This is a genomic window from Streptomyces sp. NPDC002057, assembly GCF_040296665.1.
Lineage (GTDB): Bacteria > Actinomycetota > Actinomycetes > Streptomycetales > Streptomycetaceae > Streptomyces.
The window spans coordinates 83422-99377 of the sequence record NZ_JBEOXR010000010.1 but is presented as its reverse complement, the minus strand read 5'-3'; the positions used below and the strand labels follow the sequence as shown (position 1 = coordinate 99377).

The 15956-nt window shown below is 72.0% G+C and carries 11 protein-coding genes; 2 read left to right on the top strand and 9 right to left on the bottom strand.

Annotated features, from left to right (window positions below; translation table 11 throughout):
• Positions 1-156: 156 nt before the first annotated feature.
• The 3 genes from ABT129_RS11320 to ABT129_RS11310 are packed head-to-tail and all read right to left on the bottom strand — an operon-like array spanning position 157 to position 3730.
• Positions 157-2529 (bottom strand): FtsX-like permease family protein, encoded by a 2373-nt coding sequence (locus tag ABT129_RS11320; RefSeq protein ID WP_351899539.1) that lies wholly within the window; start codon positions 2527-2529, stop codon positions 157-159.
• Complete coding sequence (locus ABT129_RS11315) at positions 2526-3209, bottom strand: ABC transporter ATP-binding protein (protein ID WP_351899536.1); 684 nt, start codon at positions 3207-3209, stop codon at positions 2526-2528. Before ABT129_RS11315 ends, ABT129_RS11320 begins: the two co-directional genes overlap by 4 nt.
• A complete protein-coding gene (locus tag ABT129_RS11310) occupies positions 3206-3730 on the bottom strand; it encodes a PadR family transcriptional regulator (RefSeq protein ID WP_351899534.1) in 525 nt (174 codons plus the stop codon). The genes ABT129_RS11315 and ABT129_RS11310 overlap by 4 nt, the downstream gene beginning before the upstream one ends.
• Positions 3731-3990: 260 nt before the next feature.
• Here ABT129_RS11310 and ABT129_RS11305 point away from each other — a divergent pair, with 260 nt between their 5' ends.
• Positions 3991-6201 carry a transglycosylase domain-containing protein gene (locus ABT129_RS11305; RefSeq protein WP_351899532.1) on the top strand — a complete coding sequence of 737 codons (2211 nt, stop codon included), beginning with the start codon at positions 3991-3993 and terminating at the stop codon, positions 6199-6201.
• A gap of 123 nt (positions 6202-6324) precedes the next feature.
• Here the strand turns inward: ABT129_RS11305 and ABT129_RS11300 are convergent, their stop codons facing one another.
• The 3 genes from ABT129_RS11300 to ABT129_RS11290 all read right to left on the bottom strand — a co-directional run bounded on the left by ABT129_RS11300 (position 6325) and on the right by ABT129_RS11290 (position 10853).
• On the bottom strand, positions 6325-8292 hold the full coding sequence (locus tag ABT129_RS11300) for a SpoIIE family protein phosphatase (RefSeq protein ID WP_351899529.1): 1968 nt from the start codon (positions 8290-8292) through the stop codon (positions 6325-6327).
• Between the two features lie 311 nt (positions 8293-8603).
• On the bottom strand, positions 8604-9269 hold the full coding sequence (gene fomD / locus ABT129_RS11295) for a cytidylyl-2-hydroxypropylphosphonate hydrolase (RefSeq protein WP_351899527.1): 666 nt from the start codon (positions 9267-9269) through the stop codon (positions 8604-8606).
• A gap of 174 nt (positions 9270-9443) precedes the next feature.
• Complete coding sequence (locus ABT129_RS11290) at positions 9444-10853, bottom strand: class II fumarate hydratase (protein ID WP_351899525.1); 1410 nt, start codon at positions 10851-10853, stop codon at positions 9444-9446.
• Positions 10854-10994: 141 nt separating this feature from the next.
• Here ABT129_RS11290 and ABT129_RS11285 point away from each other — a divergent pair, with 141 nt between their 5' ends.
• Entirely contained in the window at positions 10995-12533 is a 1539-nt protein-coding gene (locus tag ABT129_RS11285; RefSeq protein ID WP_351899523.1) for a ricin-type beta-trefoil lectin domain protein, read from the top strand.
• 120 nt (positions 12534-12653) lie between these two features.
• Here the strand turns inward: ABT129_RS11285 and ABT129_RS11280 are convergent, their stop codons facing one another.
• From ABT129_RS11280 to ABT129_RS11270, 3 genes are all read right to left on the bottom strand, one after another.
• Positions 12654-13310: a lipoprotein gene (locus ABT129_RS11280; RefSeq protein WP_351899521.1), complete on the bottom strand. Its 657-nt coding sequence runs from the start codon at positions 13308-13310 to the stop codon at positions 12654-12656.
• A gap of 44 nt (positions 13311-13354) precedes the next feature.
• Positions 13355-13996 carry an HAD family acid phosphatase gene (locus ABT129_RS11275; RefSeq protein WP_351899519.1) on the bottom strand — a complete coding sequence of 214 codons (642 nt, stop codon included), beginning with the start codon at positions 13994-13996 and terminating at the stop codon, positions 13355-13357.
• Positions 13997-14176: 180 nt separating this feature from the next.
• Positions 14177-15847, bottom strand: a complete 1671-nt coding sequence (locus tag ABT129_RS11270; RefSeq protein WP_351899517.1) for a fumarate hydratase — start codon at positions 15845-15847, stop codon at positions 14177-14179.
• Positions 15848-15956 lie beyond the last annotated feature (109 nt).

Here is a 15956-nt window from a genome sequence, read left to right as displayed (position 1 = left end):
GCCGTGCGCGCCGGGGTGCCCGAGGCCGTACGCGCGTGAGGGCTTGAAGCCGTACGCGCGGGAGGTCCGGGGTCGTACGCGCGCGGGCGCCGGTTCCTGAAACCCCCCGGTGTCAGGAACCGGCGCCCGCCGGTGTTCGCACGTACGGGCGACGGGTTACTCGGTGCGCAGCCCGTCCGCACGCATCAGCCGCCACAGCAGCGGCATGCTGAGCAGCGTCACCGCCGCGATCAGCGCGAGCCCGATCCCGACGACCGGCAGGAACACCCACCAGTCCTGGACCCCCTGCCCGGTCGTCGCCAGGAGGACGATCCCGAGACCGAGCCCGCCCGCCACGGCGAGTCCGAGCCCGAGGAGCATCGGCACCGCCGTCTGCCACAGCACCGACCAGCTCAGGGTCGAGCGCCGGGTGCCGAAGGCGACCAGCGAGGAGAGCAGCCGCTTGCGGTCCCTGAGCTGCTCCAGGGTGGTCACGAGCAGCGAGGCCGCCACCAGCAGCATCGTCAGGGTGGAGCCGACCAGGATGCCGGTGCGGACGCTGCTGAACTGGGCGTCCTGCTCGGTGTCATTGAGCGTGCGGACCCAGGACGTCGGGTCGATCTCCGCCGCCGTGTTCCGTACGTGCTCGCCCGCGTCGGGCACGGCCGGGTCGAGCCGGACCATCGCCGTCGCGTCGGGCGTGTCGAGCCGGGCGGGGTCGATCGCCGACCGGGTGGCGAGGACCCCGTACTCGTACATGCCGGTCGGGTCCGGCCGGGAGTCCACGAGCCGGGCGTCGGCGGGGACGCGCCACTCGGGCAGCGGCCCCTTCTCGCCGGCACCGGGGGAGCTCGGGTGGGGGTGCGGGTCGCGCAGGACGACCGTGGCGCCCGGCCGGGCGGCCCGGGTGACCCGCTCGTCGGGCGGCGAGCCCTGAACTCCGTGCGCGAGGAAGACGAAGACGTCGCCCTCACGGCAGGACGGCAGCGTGGCGAACTCCCGGAGGGAGGCGCAGTCGCCCACCCTGATCGACGCCATCGGGGCGAACTCCTCGCCGTCCTTCAGGGGCCCCGGCCGCCACACGTTCGACGAGACCACGCCGATCACCCCGTCGACGCCCTCGGTGCGCTCGAAGCGGGCGATCATCGCGCGGGCCTCGTCGCCGTTCTCCGCGTGGGCGCCGACGGCTATCTGGGCGCGGGACGAGTCCGAGCCCGTGCCCTGCGTGAACTCGTGCTCCATCGCCTGGAAGAGCATCTGGAGCGCGATCGCCCCGGTCGCCGCGACGACGATGCCGCTGACCGCGCGGGCCGCCGTCCCGCTGCTCAGCTGGAGCCTGCGGACCGCGAGCTGCCAGGCCACGGGGCCCGCGTGCAGCCGCTTCACCACCGCCTCGACGAGCCAGGGCAGCAGGGAGGTGAGGCCGATGAGGGCGAGCGTGACGCCGACGCCGATCCGCACGCTGTCGATGCCGCTCTGGGTCATCTCGATCCCGCCGATCACGGGGGCGAGCAGCGCGGCCCCGGCGGCCACGAGCAGCAGGCGCCACCACAGCCGGCGACGGCGCGGGGTGGCGGTCCTGACCACGCCGAGCGGCTCGATCGCCACCCCGCGCAGCGCGAAGAGGGTGACGACGACCGACGCGACCGGCACCGTGAGGAGGGCGCACGCGGCGAGCGCCGGGATCGGCACGACGTCGGAGGGGAAGGCGTTGACGTCCCAGATGGTGAAGGCCCCGGCGAACTGGCGCGCCACCGCGAAGAGGCCGAGCCCCACCGCGAGGCCGAGGAGCGCGCCCGCGAGGGACTCGCCGGCCGCGATCCGCCGGGTCATGGCGGTGTCGGCGCCGACGAGGCGGAGCGCGGCGAGCCGCCGGTCGCGCTGCTCGCCGCCGAAGCGGACGGCGGTCGCGATGAAGACGAGCACGGGGACGAGCAGGACGACGGACGCCACGAGGACGAGGAGGATGAGGAAGGCGTTCATCGGTTCCTCGGGCACCGACCAGCCGTAGCGCACGCCGCGCCCGTCGTAGTTGTCGGTGGTGAGGAAGCCGACGTGGGCGACGTACCGCAGCTCGGCCGGGCCGATGAGCCCGGCCTCGCCGATCGTCCCGCCGACCCGGTAGGGCAGCCGCTTCTTGAGGAGGGCGCCGTCGGAGGAGTCGAGCAGCTCGCGGAGCGCGGGGGAGACGAGCATCTCGCCGCGTGCCGGGAACGCCGACGCGCCAGGGGGGACGGCGGGCGCGGCGCCCTCCGGCCGGACGAGGAGACCGCTGACGACGTCGCCCCGGAACACCGTGACCCGCCCGAGGTGGAGGAAGGAGTCCGGCCGGGGGGCGGAGATCGTCTCGCTGCCGTCCGGGGCGCGCTGGGACTCCCGTACCTCCCGCTGGAAGAGCATGTTCGGCAGCGCGGCGGCGATCAGCAGCAGGGCCACGCCGAAGCCGACGCCGGTGGCGGTCAACAGGGTGCGGAGCAGGCCGGGGCGGCCGCCGGTGACGGCGAAGCGGGCGCCGAGCGCCAGGTCGCGGGCCCAGGTGCGGAACCTCATGCCGCCCACTCCGCGTCCCGGACCCTGCCGTCGCGTACGACGATCTCGCGGTCGGAGTAGGCGGCGACCCGGGCCTCGTGGGTGACGAGGACGATGGCGGCGCCGGTGTCCCGGGAGGCGTCGGTGAACATCCGCATGACCCGCTCGCCGTTGAGGGAGTCGAGGGCGCCGGTCGGTTCGTCGGCGAAGATCACGCGCGGGGCGGTGACGAGGGCGCGGGCGACGGCGACGCGCTGGCCCTGGCCGCCGGAGATCTCGCCGGGGCGCTTGGCCGCGGTGTCGTCGACCTCCAGGCGGGCCAGCCACTCGGCCGCCCTGGCTTCGGCGGCCCTGCGCTTCTCCCCGGCCAGACGCAGCGGCAGGGCCACGTTCTCGACGCAGGTCAGTTCGGGCACGAGCTGGCCGAACTGGAAGACGAAGCCGAAGTCGGTACGGCGCAGGGAGCTGCGCGCGGTGTCGGAGAGCGCGGTGAGGTCGCGTCCGTCGTAGGTGATGGTGCCCGCGTCGGGCCGGACGATGCCGGCCAGGCAGTGCAGGAGGGTCGACTTGCCGGAGCCGGAGGGGCCCATGACGGCGACGACCTCGCCGGCGCGGAGCGAGAAGTCGGCGCCCGCGAGCGCCGGGGTGGGGCCGTAGGCCTTGTCGAGGCCGGTGGCCCTCAGGAGCGGGGTGGAGCTCATCGGCGGATCTCCTCGGCGAGCCGGTCGAGGCGGGCGGCCGTCAGTTCCAGCCAGCGCAGGTCCGCCTCCAGGTGGAAGAGGGCGTGGTCGCAGATGAGCTGGTCGGCGAGGTCGCCGTCCCTCTTGCGCCGGGTGAGTTCGCGCATCAGGCGCAGGTGTTCGGAGCGCTGGGTGTCGAGGAGGTCGGCGGCGCCGCGGCCGGTGAGCAGGGCCAGGACGACCTTGGTGTAAAGCGTGGACTGGAGGTACGGCTCCGGCTTCTCGGGGGTGGTGAGCCACTGGGCGACATCGGTGATGCCCGCCTCGGTGATGGCGTACCGCTTCCGTTCCGGGCCGCCGCCCGCCTCGATGCCGTCGACGACGACGAGGCCGTTCTTCAGGAGCCGGGACATGGTCGAGTAGACCTGCCCGTAGTGGAGCGGCCGGTCGTGGCCGAACTTCTCGTCGAAGGCCCGCTTGAGGTCGTAGCCGTGGCGCGGGCCGGACTCCAGGAGTCCCAGGAGGGTGTGACCGATGGACATGCGGATCACTGTACACGGGGTGTATACCCACGATGTATAGCGGTGGGCGGTTAAGCGGAACCGTTCCTTCACGCAACCATCGGCCCCGTCCGAGCGTCGGTTCCTCTGGGTATGGGTGCTGATTCTCACGTCCGGAAAAGACGTGATCGGTTGTCCTTTGTCTGCATCGGCGGTGTTAGCTGGCTAGCTGACCGATCCGGCGCGGGCGGGACACGGACCGAGGCACGCCGGGACACACGACGAGCGGAGCGACAGGACACATGGGCCGACCGGACAAGGGCAAGGCGAAGAAACGCGGCCTGCGCCGCCTCTTCTCCTGGAAGAAGCTCCTGGGCACCTTCTTCGTGTGCTGCCTGCTCGCCATGGGCGCCCTGTACGTCGTCTACCTCTTGGTCCCCGTGCCGTCGGCCAACGCCGAGGCGACCATGCAGAGCAACATCTACAAGTACGCCAACGGCAAGATCCTCGCCCGCACCGGCAAGATGAACCGCGAGATCGTCGGCCTGGAGAAGATCCCCGAGCCGGTCCAGAAGGCCTTCGTCGCCGCGGAGAACAAGTCCTTCTACAAGGACAACGGCGTCGACATCAAGGGCACCACCCGCGCCGCCTGGTCCACCCTCACCGGCAAGGGCAAGCAGGGTGGCTCGACCATCACCCAGCAGTACGTCAAGAACTACTACCTGAGCCAGGACCAGACGGCGACGCGCAAGCTCAAGGAAATGGTCATCGCCATCAAGGTGGACCAGAAGGAGAGCAAGAGCGCCATCCTCGCCGGGTACATGAACACGAGCTACTACGGGCGCAGCGCCTACGGCATCCAGGCCGCCGCCCGCTCGTACTACGGCGTCGACGCCACCCAGCTCACCACCGCGCAGGGCGCCTACCTCGCCTCGCTGCTCCAGGCGCCCAACCAGTACGACTGGGCCACCGCGAGCACCACCGGCCGCAAGCTCGTCGAGGAACGCTGGAACTACGTCCTCGACAACATGGTCGGCGAGGACTGGCTCTCGCCCTCCGAGCGGGCCGGCATGAAGTTCCCCGTGCCGCAGAAGCCCAAGCCCGCCCCCGGCATGGAGGGCCAGACCGGATACATCGTCGAGGCCGCCAACCAGGAGCTGATGCGCCAGGGCGTCAGCGAGGAGGACATCAAGGCCGGCGGCTGGACGATCACCCTCAACATCGACGAGAAGAAGCAGAAGGACCTCGTCAAGGCCGTCGACCGGGAGCTGGAGGACAAGCTCGACCGCAAGGGCGACAAGAAGCACGCCACCGTCCAGGCCGGCGCCACCTCCGTCGACCCGAAGACCGGCGCGGTCGTCGCGATGTACGGCGGCGTCGGCGCCACCGAGCACTGGATGTCCAACGCGACCCGCCGCGACTACCAGCCCGCCTCCACCTTCAAGCCGATCGTCCTCGCCTCGGCCCTCGACAACCGCGCGGTCACCCAGGACGGGCGGAAGATCGACCTCGCCACGGTCTACGACGGCACCAGCAAGCGCAAGGTCGTCGGCAGCGACATCCCCTTCTCCCCGGAGAACGAGGACAACCGCAGCTACGGCCCCGTCACCGTCCAGAAGGCCACCAACAGCTCCATCAACTCGGCCTTCGCCCAGATGATCGTCGACGTCGGCCCCGACAAGACCAAGCGGACCGCCCTCGCCCTCGGCATGAAGGACGGCGCCGACTTCGGCGAGACCCCCGCCATGTCCCTCGGCACCATGGGCGCCTCCACCCTGGACATGGCCGGCGTGTACGCCACGCTCGACAACCACGGCAAGAAGGTCACCCCGACCCTCGTGAAGGCCGCCTCCCACAAGGACCGCAAGGTCGAGCCCGTGAAGGCGATCGGCGAACAGGTCATCACGCGTACGGCCGCCGACACCGTCACCAAGGCCATGACGGGCGTCGTGCGGACCGGCTCCGGCTTCCGCGCCGCCGGTGACTACGAGGCCGCCGGCAAGACCGGCACCTCCGAGAACAACCGGTCCGCCTGGTTCGTCGGCTACACCCCCGAACTCGTCACCGCCGTCGGCCTCTTCGGCGAGGACACCAAGGGCAACCAGGTCACCCTCACCGACACCATCAACCCCGGCCGCGCCAACGGCGGCCGCACCCCGGCCCAGATCTGGGGCGCCTACACCACCAGCGCCCTCGACGGCGGATCCGACGCCTCCTTCGACCTGGACACCGACACCGCCTACCCGATCGAGCCGGACCCGGAGCCCACCCGGACCACCGAGGCGCCCGACGAGCCGACGGAGGAGCCGACCACGGCGTCCCCGGACCCCTCGGACCCGCCGACCACGCCGGCCACCACGCCGCCGACCCCCACGCGGGACCCGGTCACCACGCCGCCGACCGCCACGGAGGAGCCGCCGGTGACCGACGAGCCGTCCCCGCCTCCGTCGATCGAGCCGCCGAACCCGGACACCGGCCAGGACGGCGACAGCACCGGCCGCCCGCAGGGGTAGCGAAACGGAGAAGGCCGGACCCCTCGGGGTCCGGCCTTCGTCATGTCCGCGCGGCGGGCGGGGGACCGGCCCCGGAGGGCCGGCCGTTCCGCGGGGCGAGCGGCGCCTGTGCGCAGCCCGGTGTCAGCTGGGGGTGGCCAGCTCGAACCAGACGACCTTGCCGCCCGAGAGCCGCGTCGCCCCCCACCGCCTCGCCAGCCGGTTCACCAGGAAGAGACCGCGCCCGCCCTCGTCGGTGTCGCGCGCCCGCCGCTGCCGGGGCAGCTGCGGCGAGTCGTCGCCGACCTCGCAGCGCAGCACGTCCGTGCGCAGCAGCCGCAGCGTCACCGGCCGCTCCGCGTACCGCACGGCGTTCGTCACGACCTCGCTGATCAGCAGCTCGACCGAGTCCGTCAGCTCCTCCAGGTCCCAGCGGGCCAGCGCCCGCCGGGCGAGGCGCCGCGCCCGGCCCGGAGCCGCGTCCTCCGGTTCCAGGAACCAGTACGCCACGTCGCTCGGCGCGATCCCGTCGAAACGGGCCGCGAGCAGCGCGATGTCGTCGTCCCGGTCGCCCGGACCCAGCATGTCGAGGACGTCGTCGCAGAGCGCCTCCAGGGGCGGCGAGTGGTCCGGGCCCGTCAGCTGCGCGGTCGCCGCCAGGCGCTCCCGCAGCTGCTCGATGCCGGTCCACACGTCCCGCAGCCGGGACTCGACCAGACCGTCCGTGTACAGCAGCAGCGTGGCACCGGCCGGGGCGTCCAGCTCGACCGCCTCGAAGTCCACCCCGCCCACCCCGATCGGGGCGCCCGGCGGCACCCGCAGCACCTCGGCGCGGCCGCCGAGGTGGAGCAGTATCGGCGGCGGATGACCCGCGTTGGCGACCGTGATCCGGTGCGAGACCGGGTCGTACACCGCGTACATACAGGTCGCCATGCGGTTCTCGCCGAGCCGCTGCGCCTGCTCGTCCAGATGGTGCAGGACCTCCTGCGGCGGCAGGTCGAGCCCGGCCAGGGTCTGCGCGGTGGTGCGCAGCTGGCCCATGATCGCCGCCGAGGTCATCGAGTGGCCCATGACGTCGCCGACGACCAGGGCGACCCGGCTGCCGGGCAGCGGGATCGCGTCGTACCAGTCGCCGCCCACCCGGGCCGTCTCTGCCGCGGGCAGGTAGCGCGAGGCGAGCTTGACCCCGGTCGGCTGCGGCAGCGAGTCCGGCAGCATCGTCCGCTGGAGCTCGTCCGCGATGTACGCCTCACGGCCGTACAGCACGGCCTTGTCGATGCCGAGCGCGGTGTGCGTGGCCAACTGCGCCGCGACCAGGAGGTCGTTCGGCTCGAAACCCGCCCGCTCGGGACGGCGCAGGAACACGGCGGCGCCGATCACCCGGCGCCGGCCGCGCAGCGGGGCGAGCACCGCCCGCAGCCCGCCGGGCAGCGGATGGTCCGGGCCGAGCAGCTCGGTCAGCGCGGTCTTGGCGGCCGCGGAGTCGCCGAAGACCGGCCGCACCCCGCGCAGCACCTCGGCCAGCGCCCCGCCGGACCGCACCTCGCAGAGTTCGGCCGCGGGGGTCGGATCCGGATCGGGTACGAGGACGAGCTCCTCGCCCTCCAGTTCGCTTAACCGCAGCCGGTCGGTGCGGCGCAGCCGCAGCACGAACGGGGCCACCGGGCGTTCGTCGCCCACCGGCAGCGGGTCGCGGAGGTAGACCAGGATCTCGTCGGAGAAGGTCGGCACGGTGGCCCGGCACAGGCCGAGCACGATCTCGTCCAGGTCGATGCCGCGCGCGATGCGCCGGGTCGCCGCCCCGACGAACCGCAGCCGCTCGCCCTCGCGCCGCGCGGCGGTGTTCTCGCCGCGGGACGGACCGGGCGGCTGCGGGGAGACGGCGACGGCCACGGCGCCGCCGGGGGAGCCTCCCCCGAGGGGCGCCGCCGGCGCGACGCCGACCGGGGGCGCGTCCGTGCCGGGGGCCGCCGGGCCCGCCGGTCCGCCCGGCTGCGCGGGTACGTCGGAGGGCAGGCCGGCCGCCGCCGCCTCCTGGCGAGGGCGCGCGCGTTCCTGCGGCCGGGCAGCCAGGGGCTGCCGGCCTTCGTGGGAGGTGGGATGCTCCGTCACGCGTGGGATTCCGTCCGTCCGGGCCGGTGGTGCGATGCACTCGCTCTTCTCGCCGATGCCGCGCCTTCGGCAGGGCTAAACCCCTTGTGTGCGGCGGATGTCGAGGCTCCGCGCGTGGCGGCAACGGCGGGGGTCGGAACACCCGGGCAGACGTCCGGCACTGCTCTCCCCCTCGTGGATGACTTCTGGTCAGGTCCTGCGCTGTGCTCGGTCTTTGACGTGCTGTCCGATCGGTCTGACGTGGCGTTCGGTCCGCTTCCGCCGTGCGGAGGACGATCCTACGTTTGAACCCCGGGGGCGCATCAAGGGTCTCACGGTGCCGTGTGCGCCGGAGTGCGGTCCCAGTCGACCGGCAGCTCCGGAACCCGCCACGCCGGATCGGGTCTCCACTCCTCCCAGCCGTCCGCGAACGGCGTCCCCCACGCCCTGATCTGCTCGATCGCGAGGCGACCCGCCTCGTGGACCCGCGCGGCCTGCGCCGGGGACATCAGACCGGACCGCTGCGCCTGCGCGAACTCGTCCTCGTCCCGCCACAGCCAGCTGCGGTCCGGGTAGACGGAGATGTCGAGGAAGTGGTCCTCGGAGTCGAAGCCGCCGGACCACCGGACCCGCGGCTCCTCCAGGTTCACGTACCAGCTGCGGAAGCGCCAGCCGCGCTCCCAGAACAGCCACACCGACCACGGGTCGCCGGGCCGGGCCAGTTTCAGGACGCCGGTGCCGAACCACCGCGCGCGTTCGGTGGTGCGCGCGGCGGTGTAGCGGGTGGCGAGCGGCTCCTCGTGGACGGGAGTGCCGTCCACGAGCACGGGGCGGACGCACTCGGTGCCGGGCGCCATCCAGACCGCGAGCAGCTCGGGCGTGTCCTGCACGACCGTCACCGGTCGGCAGATGTGCACCTCTCCGGTGCCGTTGCCGCGGTAGCGCCAGAGGATGTGATCCCCGGGCGCCCAGTGCTGGGAGCCGACCGATCCTGTCATGCGCAGATCTTAGGGGCGCGCTCCCACGACCGCTGCGGCACAGATCACGGATGCGTCGGCTACCGGCCGGTCGCTACCGGCCGGTCACCGGGGACCGGCCGGTCCCCGCCGGACCGTCGCCCGGGCCGTGTCACGGGTGGGACGAGGGTGGTGCGGGGTCCGTCCGCGGTCGCCCTACGGGTGCGTCATGCGGAGGACGTCGAGCGCCTCGTCCAGCTGCTCGACCGTGAGGTCGCCGCGCTCCACGTACCCGGAGTCGAGCACCACCTCGCGGATGGTCCTCCGCTCGGCCAGCGACTTCTTCGCGACCTTGGCGGCCTCCTCGTACCCGATGTACTTGTTCAGCGGGGTGACGACGGACGGCGAGGACTCGGCGTACTCGCGGGCCCGTTCGACGTTGGCGGTGATCCCGTCCACCGTGCGGTCGGCGAGCAGCCGGGAGGCGTTGGCGAGCAGCCGTACGGACTCCAGGAGGTTCTTCGCCATGACCGGCAGCATCACGTTGAGCTCGAAGTTCCCGGCCGCGCCCGCCACCGCCACCGTGGTGTCGTTTCCGGTCACCTGCGCGGCGACCATCAGCACCGCCTCGGGGATCACCGGGTTCACCTTGCCCGGCATGATCGACGAGCCGGGCTGGAGGTCGGGGAGGTTGATCTCGGCCAGGCCCGTGCGGGGGCCGCTGGCCATCCAGCGCAGGTCGTTGGAGATCTTGGTGAGGGAGACGGCGATGGTGCGGAGCTGCCCGGACGTCTCCACCAGGGCGTCCCGGGCGCCCTGCGCCTCGAAGTGGTCGCGGGCCTCGGTGAGCGGCAGGCCGGTCGCGCGGGCGACCTCGGCGATGACGGCCGCGGAGAAGCCGGACGGGGTGTTGATGCCGGTGCCCACCGCCGTACCGCCGAGGGGGAGTTCGGCGAGGCGGGGCAGGGCGGACCGCAGCCGCTCGACGCCGTACCCGACCTGCGCCGCGTAGCCGCCGAACTCCTGGCCGAGGGTGACCGGGGTGGCGTCCATGAGGTGCGTACGGCCCGACTTCACGACCGTCGCGAATTCGGCCGATTTTCGCTCCAGGGCGGCGGCCAGGTGGTCGAGGGCGGGGATCAGGTCGCGGGTGACGGCGCCGGTGGCCGCGATGTGGATGGAGGACGGGAAGACGTCGTTGGAGGACTGCGAGGCGTTCACATGGTCGTTGGGGTGGACCTCGCGCCCCTCGGGGAGCCGCTCGGTGGCGAGGGTGGCGATCACCTCGTTGGTGTTCATGTTGGACGAGGTGCCCGAGCCGGTCTGGAAGACGTCCACCGGGAAGTGCGCGTCCCAGCGCCCGTCGGCGACCTCGGCCGCCGCCGCGACGATGGCCTCCGCGCGGTCCTTGTCGATCACCCCGAGTTCGGCGTTGACCTGGGCCGCGGCGGCCTTGATCCGGGCCAGGGCCTCGATGTGGGCGCGCTCCAGGCGCTGCCCGGAGATGGGGAAGTTCTCCACCGCCCGCTGGGTCTGGGCCCGCCACTTGGCGTGCGCGGGGACCCGCACCTCGCCCATGGAGTCGTGCTCGATCCGGTGGCCCTCGGCCCGGTCTGTCTCGTTCATGTGCTCCAACCTCCCACGCCGTGCCCGTCGGGGGGCGCCCCGAACCCCTCGAAAAAGATGAGCACTTGTCTTGTTCGATGTATTCCCATCACGCGTACCGGCCAGTAAAAACCGTGGGTAACCCCACTTCCAGGAGGCGCAATGAGGCGCACCAGGTACAGACTCCGCTGGCCCATCGCCGCCGTCGCCGCGGCGGCCGCCGCGCTCGGCACGATGACCGCCGCCGCCCCCGCCGGCGCGGCGGTCGGCGCCGCCACCGCCACCACGGCGGTGACCGCCGCCGTACCGCTCCCGCCCGAGCTGGAGGCGATCCGCGCCGCCGAGGCCACCAGGATCTACGGCAGCCCCGAGGAGCGCCCGCTCGCGCAGCGCAGGACCGGTCTGATCTCGCTCGGCGACAGCGAGATCTCCGGCGAGGGCGTCGGCACCTACGAGCCGCCCACCAACGGCCCCACCAACTGGTGCCACCGCTCGCCCGACGCGGCCATCCACCGCACCGGGATCCCCGCGGACCTCACGTTCAACGTGTCCTGCTCCGGCGCGTACACCGGCAACATCAGGATCGGCGGCTCCAAGCAGTACGCCGACGAGCTCGTCCAGAGCGACAACCTGGCCGTCAAGGCGCGCAACACCCGCATCAAGATGGTCCTGCTCGTCGCCGGCGCCAACGACGACCTGCAGTTCGGTCCCGTCATGACCGACTGCGTCACCCGCTACCTGCTGCTCCAGGGCGCCTGCGAGCCGAAGTACGCCCCCGGCTGGCAGGCCCGTGTCGACGGGCTCGTCCCCAAGGTCGAGCAGACCGTGCGCGACCTCAAGAGCGTCATGCGCGACGCCGGGTACGCCGACGGCGACTACAAGCTCGTCCTCATGGGTTACCCCAGCCCCATCGGCCCCGACTTCCACGACAACCCGAACTTCCCCGGCAAGCTGATCTGCGGCGGACTCGGCTACGACTCCGACACCGTCTGGGGCCGCAACACCGCCGTCCCCGCCTTCGAGCGCGGCATGCGGGCGGCGGCCGCCTCCACCGGCGCCGTCTACCTCGACAACTCGCGGCTCTTCCACGGCCACGAGGTCTGCATGGAGGACTCCTGGGCCCGGGGCCTCTACATCGACCTCTCGAAGCCCGGCACCCCGGACGAGAACTCGGTGCGGCAGTCCTTCCACCCCAACGCGCGCGGGCACGCCGCCTTCGCGTCCTGCCTCACCCAGATCTACAACTCCGGATCGCGTGAGGCGAGTTGCGCCGACGTGAACTCCTCCGGCACACCGACGCTCTTCCCGCTCGCCTGGGACGACGCGTACCGGCCGCTGAAGAACCAGGCGACCGGCGACTGCCTCGACGTCGAGGCGGCCTCCTCGGCCAACGACACCGGTGTCCTCGGCTGGGACTGCCACGGCGGCCGCAACCAGGGCTGGTGGTACGACTCCACCCGCATGACGGTCCACACCCAGCTCACCCAGGACCGCTGCCTGGACGTCCCCGCCTCCGGCTATCAGGCCGGCCGGTCCGTCATCATCTGGAACTGCCACGGCGGCGCCAACCAGAAGTTCGTCCGTGACGGCGCCACGCTCCGCCCCGCCGACGCGACGGGGCTCTGCCTCACCCAGGCCGCCGCGAGGCAGCTGGTCCGCCTCCAGAACTGCGACGGCTCGGCGAACCAGAAGTTCGCGTAGCACTCCACGTACGACCGTGGCCGGGTCCACGCACCACCGTGGCCGTGTCCACGTACGACCGTGGCCCCCGTCCGATCCGGACGGGGGCCACGGTCCTGCCCGGGGCCGCCCGGTCGGCCCTCAGAGCACCTTGAGCGTGGTGCGGGCCAGTTCGTACGCCGGGAGCATCGCCCGGTGCTCCTCGGTGTCCATCCCGCCGAGGCGCACGATCACGGTCCCCTTCGGGGTGGCGACGGCGAAGGCGCGTGCCTCCTTCGACTCCTCCAGCAGCTCGCTGTAGGTCGTGAACGTCACCTCGGTGACGGGGAGGGTGCCGGTCGAGGTCTCCTTGTAGACGGCCTTCGAGGCGTTCTCCTCGGCCTTCACGAACCCTTCGAGCGCGGCCCGCGCGGGCCCCTTCCCGGCCGTCCACACCTGGAGGAATCCGATGTGCCCGGCCGGCTTGGCGTCCACCTCGCAGCGCACGGTGGCCGGGCCGCGCCGGGTGAGCTCCGCGAAGTCCGGGTCCTCGGGGTCCTTCACCGCCTTCGGCTCCCACTTCTCCGCGAGCCCGAACGAGACGGGCAGCGGGCAGGCCGTCCCGGGCCCGCCGAGGGTCGCCGCCGAGGCCGCGGCCTCCGGAGGCGCCTCCGTGCCCGGCGCGGTCGTCGCCGGAGGGGCCGAAGGGCGGGCTCCGGTGGCGACCTCGGGCAGCGGCTCCGGACCGCCGCAGCCGGTCAGCAGCAGCCCCGCCGCCAAGGCGGCGGCCGGGGCCAGGGTCCGTATCGGGTGTCTCATGCGCAGGAGCGTATCCGCGCCCCGGACCCCGGCCCGACGGGCCCCTACGAGAGCTTGCCGCCGTAGTCGGGGAGCTTGAAGGTGCGCTCGGCGTGGCCGCCGACCAGGTCGGTGGTGTTGTTGCCGATGTTCGCGATGATCGTGTAGCCCTTGGCCTCGATCTCCGCGCGCTTCTCCGTCTTGTACGCGCTGACCTCGGCGAACAGGTCGGGCAGGGACCGCACGTACAGACCGTCGACGGGGTACCCGGCCTGCTTCAGGTTCCAGTCGGTGAGGGAGTGGATGATGCCGGGACGGGCGGTGACGAAGAAGACCTTCACGCCGCGCTCGTGGGCGTCCCGGGCGAGCTCGCGCACATCCGCGATGGCGGGGGTCGGCAGCTCCCAGAACGGGTGAAAGTCCGTCTCCAGGGAGCTGTTGTCGATGTCGAGGACGATCGCCTGCTTCTCGCGGCCGACGTTCTCGGAGCGCTGCTCGATGTACGGGCGGGCCTGGTCGACGACGGCCGCCACGTCACGGAGCCAGGTCCGGTAGTCGACGTCCTTGAAGGCCGCGGTCGACGTGCTGTGGTGGTCGGGGTTCGAGGCGGAGGCGGCGGGCGCCGGACCGACGACGAGGAAGGCCGTCAGGGCGAGCGTGGCGGTGGTTCCGGCGGCGGCGCGCCTGCGGAGGGGGGTCACGGGCATGGGGGGCTCCTTGGTCGACCAGCTCAGGACTTTGGCATGCTCGCGCCCAATACTGGACAGTAGGCAACGAGATGGCTACCAGTCGGTAGCGACTTTCTGAGCGAACGTCGACGCCGGGGCCCCGCGCACGACGACGCCCCCCGGTCCGGGCGGACCGAGGGGCGCGAGTCGGCGAGGTGGTTACGCGAGGCCGGGGCCGCGCACCGGGATGTGCGTGAACGTCGGCTCCGGGGCCGGGTTCTGGAAGAAGTCGTTGCCCTTGTCGTCCACGACGATGAACGCCGGGAAGTCCTCGACCTCGATCCGCCAGACCGCCTCCATGCCGAGCTCCTCGTACTCGACGACCTCGACCTTCTTGATGCAGTCCTGCGCGAGACGCGCGGCCGGGCCGCCGATCGAGCCGAGGTAGAAACCGCCGTGGCTGCCGCACGCGTTCGTGACCTGCTGCGAGCGGTTGCCCTTCGCCAGCATCACCTTCGAGCCGCCCGCCGCCTGGAACTGCTCGACGTACGAGTCCATCCGGCCCGCCGTGGTCGGACCGAAGGAACCGGAGGCGTACCCCTCGGGGGTCTTCGCGGGACCCGCGTAGTAGACCGGGTGGTCCTTCAGGTACTGCGGCATCTCCTCGCCCGCGTCCAGCCGCTCCTTGATCTTGGCGTGCGCGATGTCGCGCGCCACGACCAGCGGGCCGTTCAGGGAGAGGCGGGTCTTGACCGGGTACTTGGTCAGCTCGGCGAGGATGTCGTCCATCGGCTGGTTCAGGTCGATGGTGACGACGTCGCTCTCCTCGGAGAGGTGCTCGTCCGTGGTGTCCGGCAGGAAGCGCGCCGGGTCGGTCTCCAGCTGCTCGAGGAAGACGCCCTCGGCGGTGATCTTCGCGACCGCCTGGCGGTCGGCCGAGCAGGAGACGGCGATGGCGACGGGCAGCGAGGCGCCGTGGCGGGGGAGACGGACGACGCGCACGTCGTGGCAGAAGTACTTGCCGCCGAACTGCGCGCCGATGCCGATCTTCTGCGTCAGCTCGAAGACCTTCTCCTCCAGCTCCTTGTCGCGGAAGCCGTGGCCGGTCACGGCCGAGCCCTCGGTGGGCAGCTCGTCCAGGTAGTGCGCGGAGGCGTACTTCGCGGTCTTGAGCGCGAACTCGGCGCTCGTGCCGCCGACGACGATCGCCAGGTGGTACGGCGGGCAGGCGGCCGTGCCGAGCGAACGGATCTTCTCCTCCAGGAACTTCATCATGCTCGCCTCGTTGAGGACGGCCTTCGTCTCCTGGTAGAGGAAGGACTTGTTGGCGGAGCCGCCGCCCTTGGCCATGAAGAGGAACTTGTACGCGCCGCCGTCGGTCGCGTACAGCTCGATCTGCGCGGGCAGGTTCGAGCCGGTGTTCTTCTCCTCCCACATGGTCACCGGGGCCATCTGCGAGTACCGCAGGTTCAGCTTGGTGTAGGCGTCGTAGATGCCCTTCGACAGGGCCTCCTCGTCGCGCCCGGAGGTCAGCACGTTCTGGCCGCGCTTGCCCATCACGATCGCCGTGCCCGTGTCCTGGCACATGGGCAGGACGCCGGCCGCGGCGATGTTCGCGTTCTTGAGGAGGTCGAGCGCGACGAACTTGTCGTTGCTCGACGCCTCCGGGTCGTCGATGATCCGGCGCAGCTGGGCCAGGTGGGCCGGGCGCAGGAAATGCTGGATGTCGTGGATGGCCTCGGCGGCCAGGGTGCGCAGCGCCTCCGGCTCGACCGTGAGGAACGTACGGCCGTCGGCCTCGAAGGTGGAGACACCTTCGGAGGTCACCAGGCGGTAGGGCGTGGTGTCCTCTCCCAGGGGGAGCAGATCGGAGTACGCAAACTCTGGCATGGGGGCCATTCCTCACTCGGCAAGACGGCGCACCGCCTCCGTTGGCGAGTGCGCCCTCCAGCGTAGAACGCGGGTCGGGGGCCGGTCCTGTGAGGTAAGGCTCACTTGG

What these genes read in the sequence shown, in the direction of transcription:
- fomD (WP_351899527.1), bottom strand. Translation starts at nt 9,269, where the DNA reads ATGACAGGATCGGTCGGCTCCCAGCACTGGGCGCCCGGGGATCACATC.
- ABT129_RS11315 (WP_351899536.1), bottom strand. Translation starts at nt 3,209, where the DNA reads ATGAGCTCCACCCCGCTCCTGAGGGCCACCGGCCTCGACAAGGCCTAC.
- ABT129_RS11275 (WP_351899519.1), bottom strand. Translation starts at nt 13,996, where the DNA reads ATGCCCGTGACCCCCCTCCGCAGGCGCGCCGCCGCCGGAACCACCGCC.
- ABT129_RS11290 (WP_351899525.1), bottom strand. Translation starts at nt 10,853, where the DNA reads ATGAACGAGACAGACCGGGCCGAGGGCCACCGGATCGAGCACGACTCC.
- ABT129_RS11270 (WP_351899517.1), bottom strand. Translation starts at nt 15,847, where the DNA reads ATGCCAGAGTTTGCGTACTCCGATCTGCTCCCCCTGGGAGAGGACACC.
- ABT129_RS11310 (WP_351899534.1), bottom strand. Translation starts at nt 3,730, where the DNA reads ATGTCCATCGGTCACACCCTCCTGGGACTCCTGGAGTCCGGCCCGCGC.
- ABT129_RS11305 (WP_351899532.1), top strand. Translation starts at nt 3,991, where the DNA reads ATGGGCCGACCGGACAAGGGCAAGGCGAAGAAACGCGGCCTGCGCCGC.
- ABT129_RS11320 (WP_351899539.1), bottom strand. Translation starts at nt 2,529, where the DNA reads ATGAGGTTCCGCACCTGGGCCCGCGACCTGGCGCTCGGCGCCCGCTTC.
- ABT129_RS11285 (WP_351899523.1), top strand. Translation starts at nt 10,995, where the DNA reads ATGAGGCGCACCAGGTACAGACTCCGCTGGCCCATCGCCGCCGTCGCC.
- ABT129_RS11280 (WP_351899521.1), bottom strand. Translation starts at nt 13,310, where the DNA reads ATGAGACACCCGATACGGACCCTGGCCCCGGCCGCCGCCTTGGCGGCG.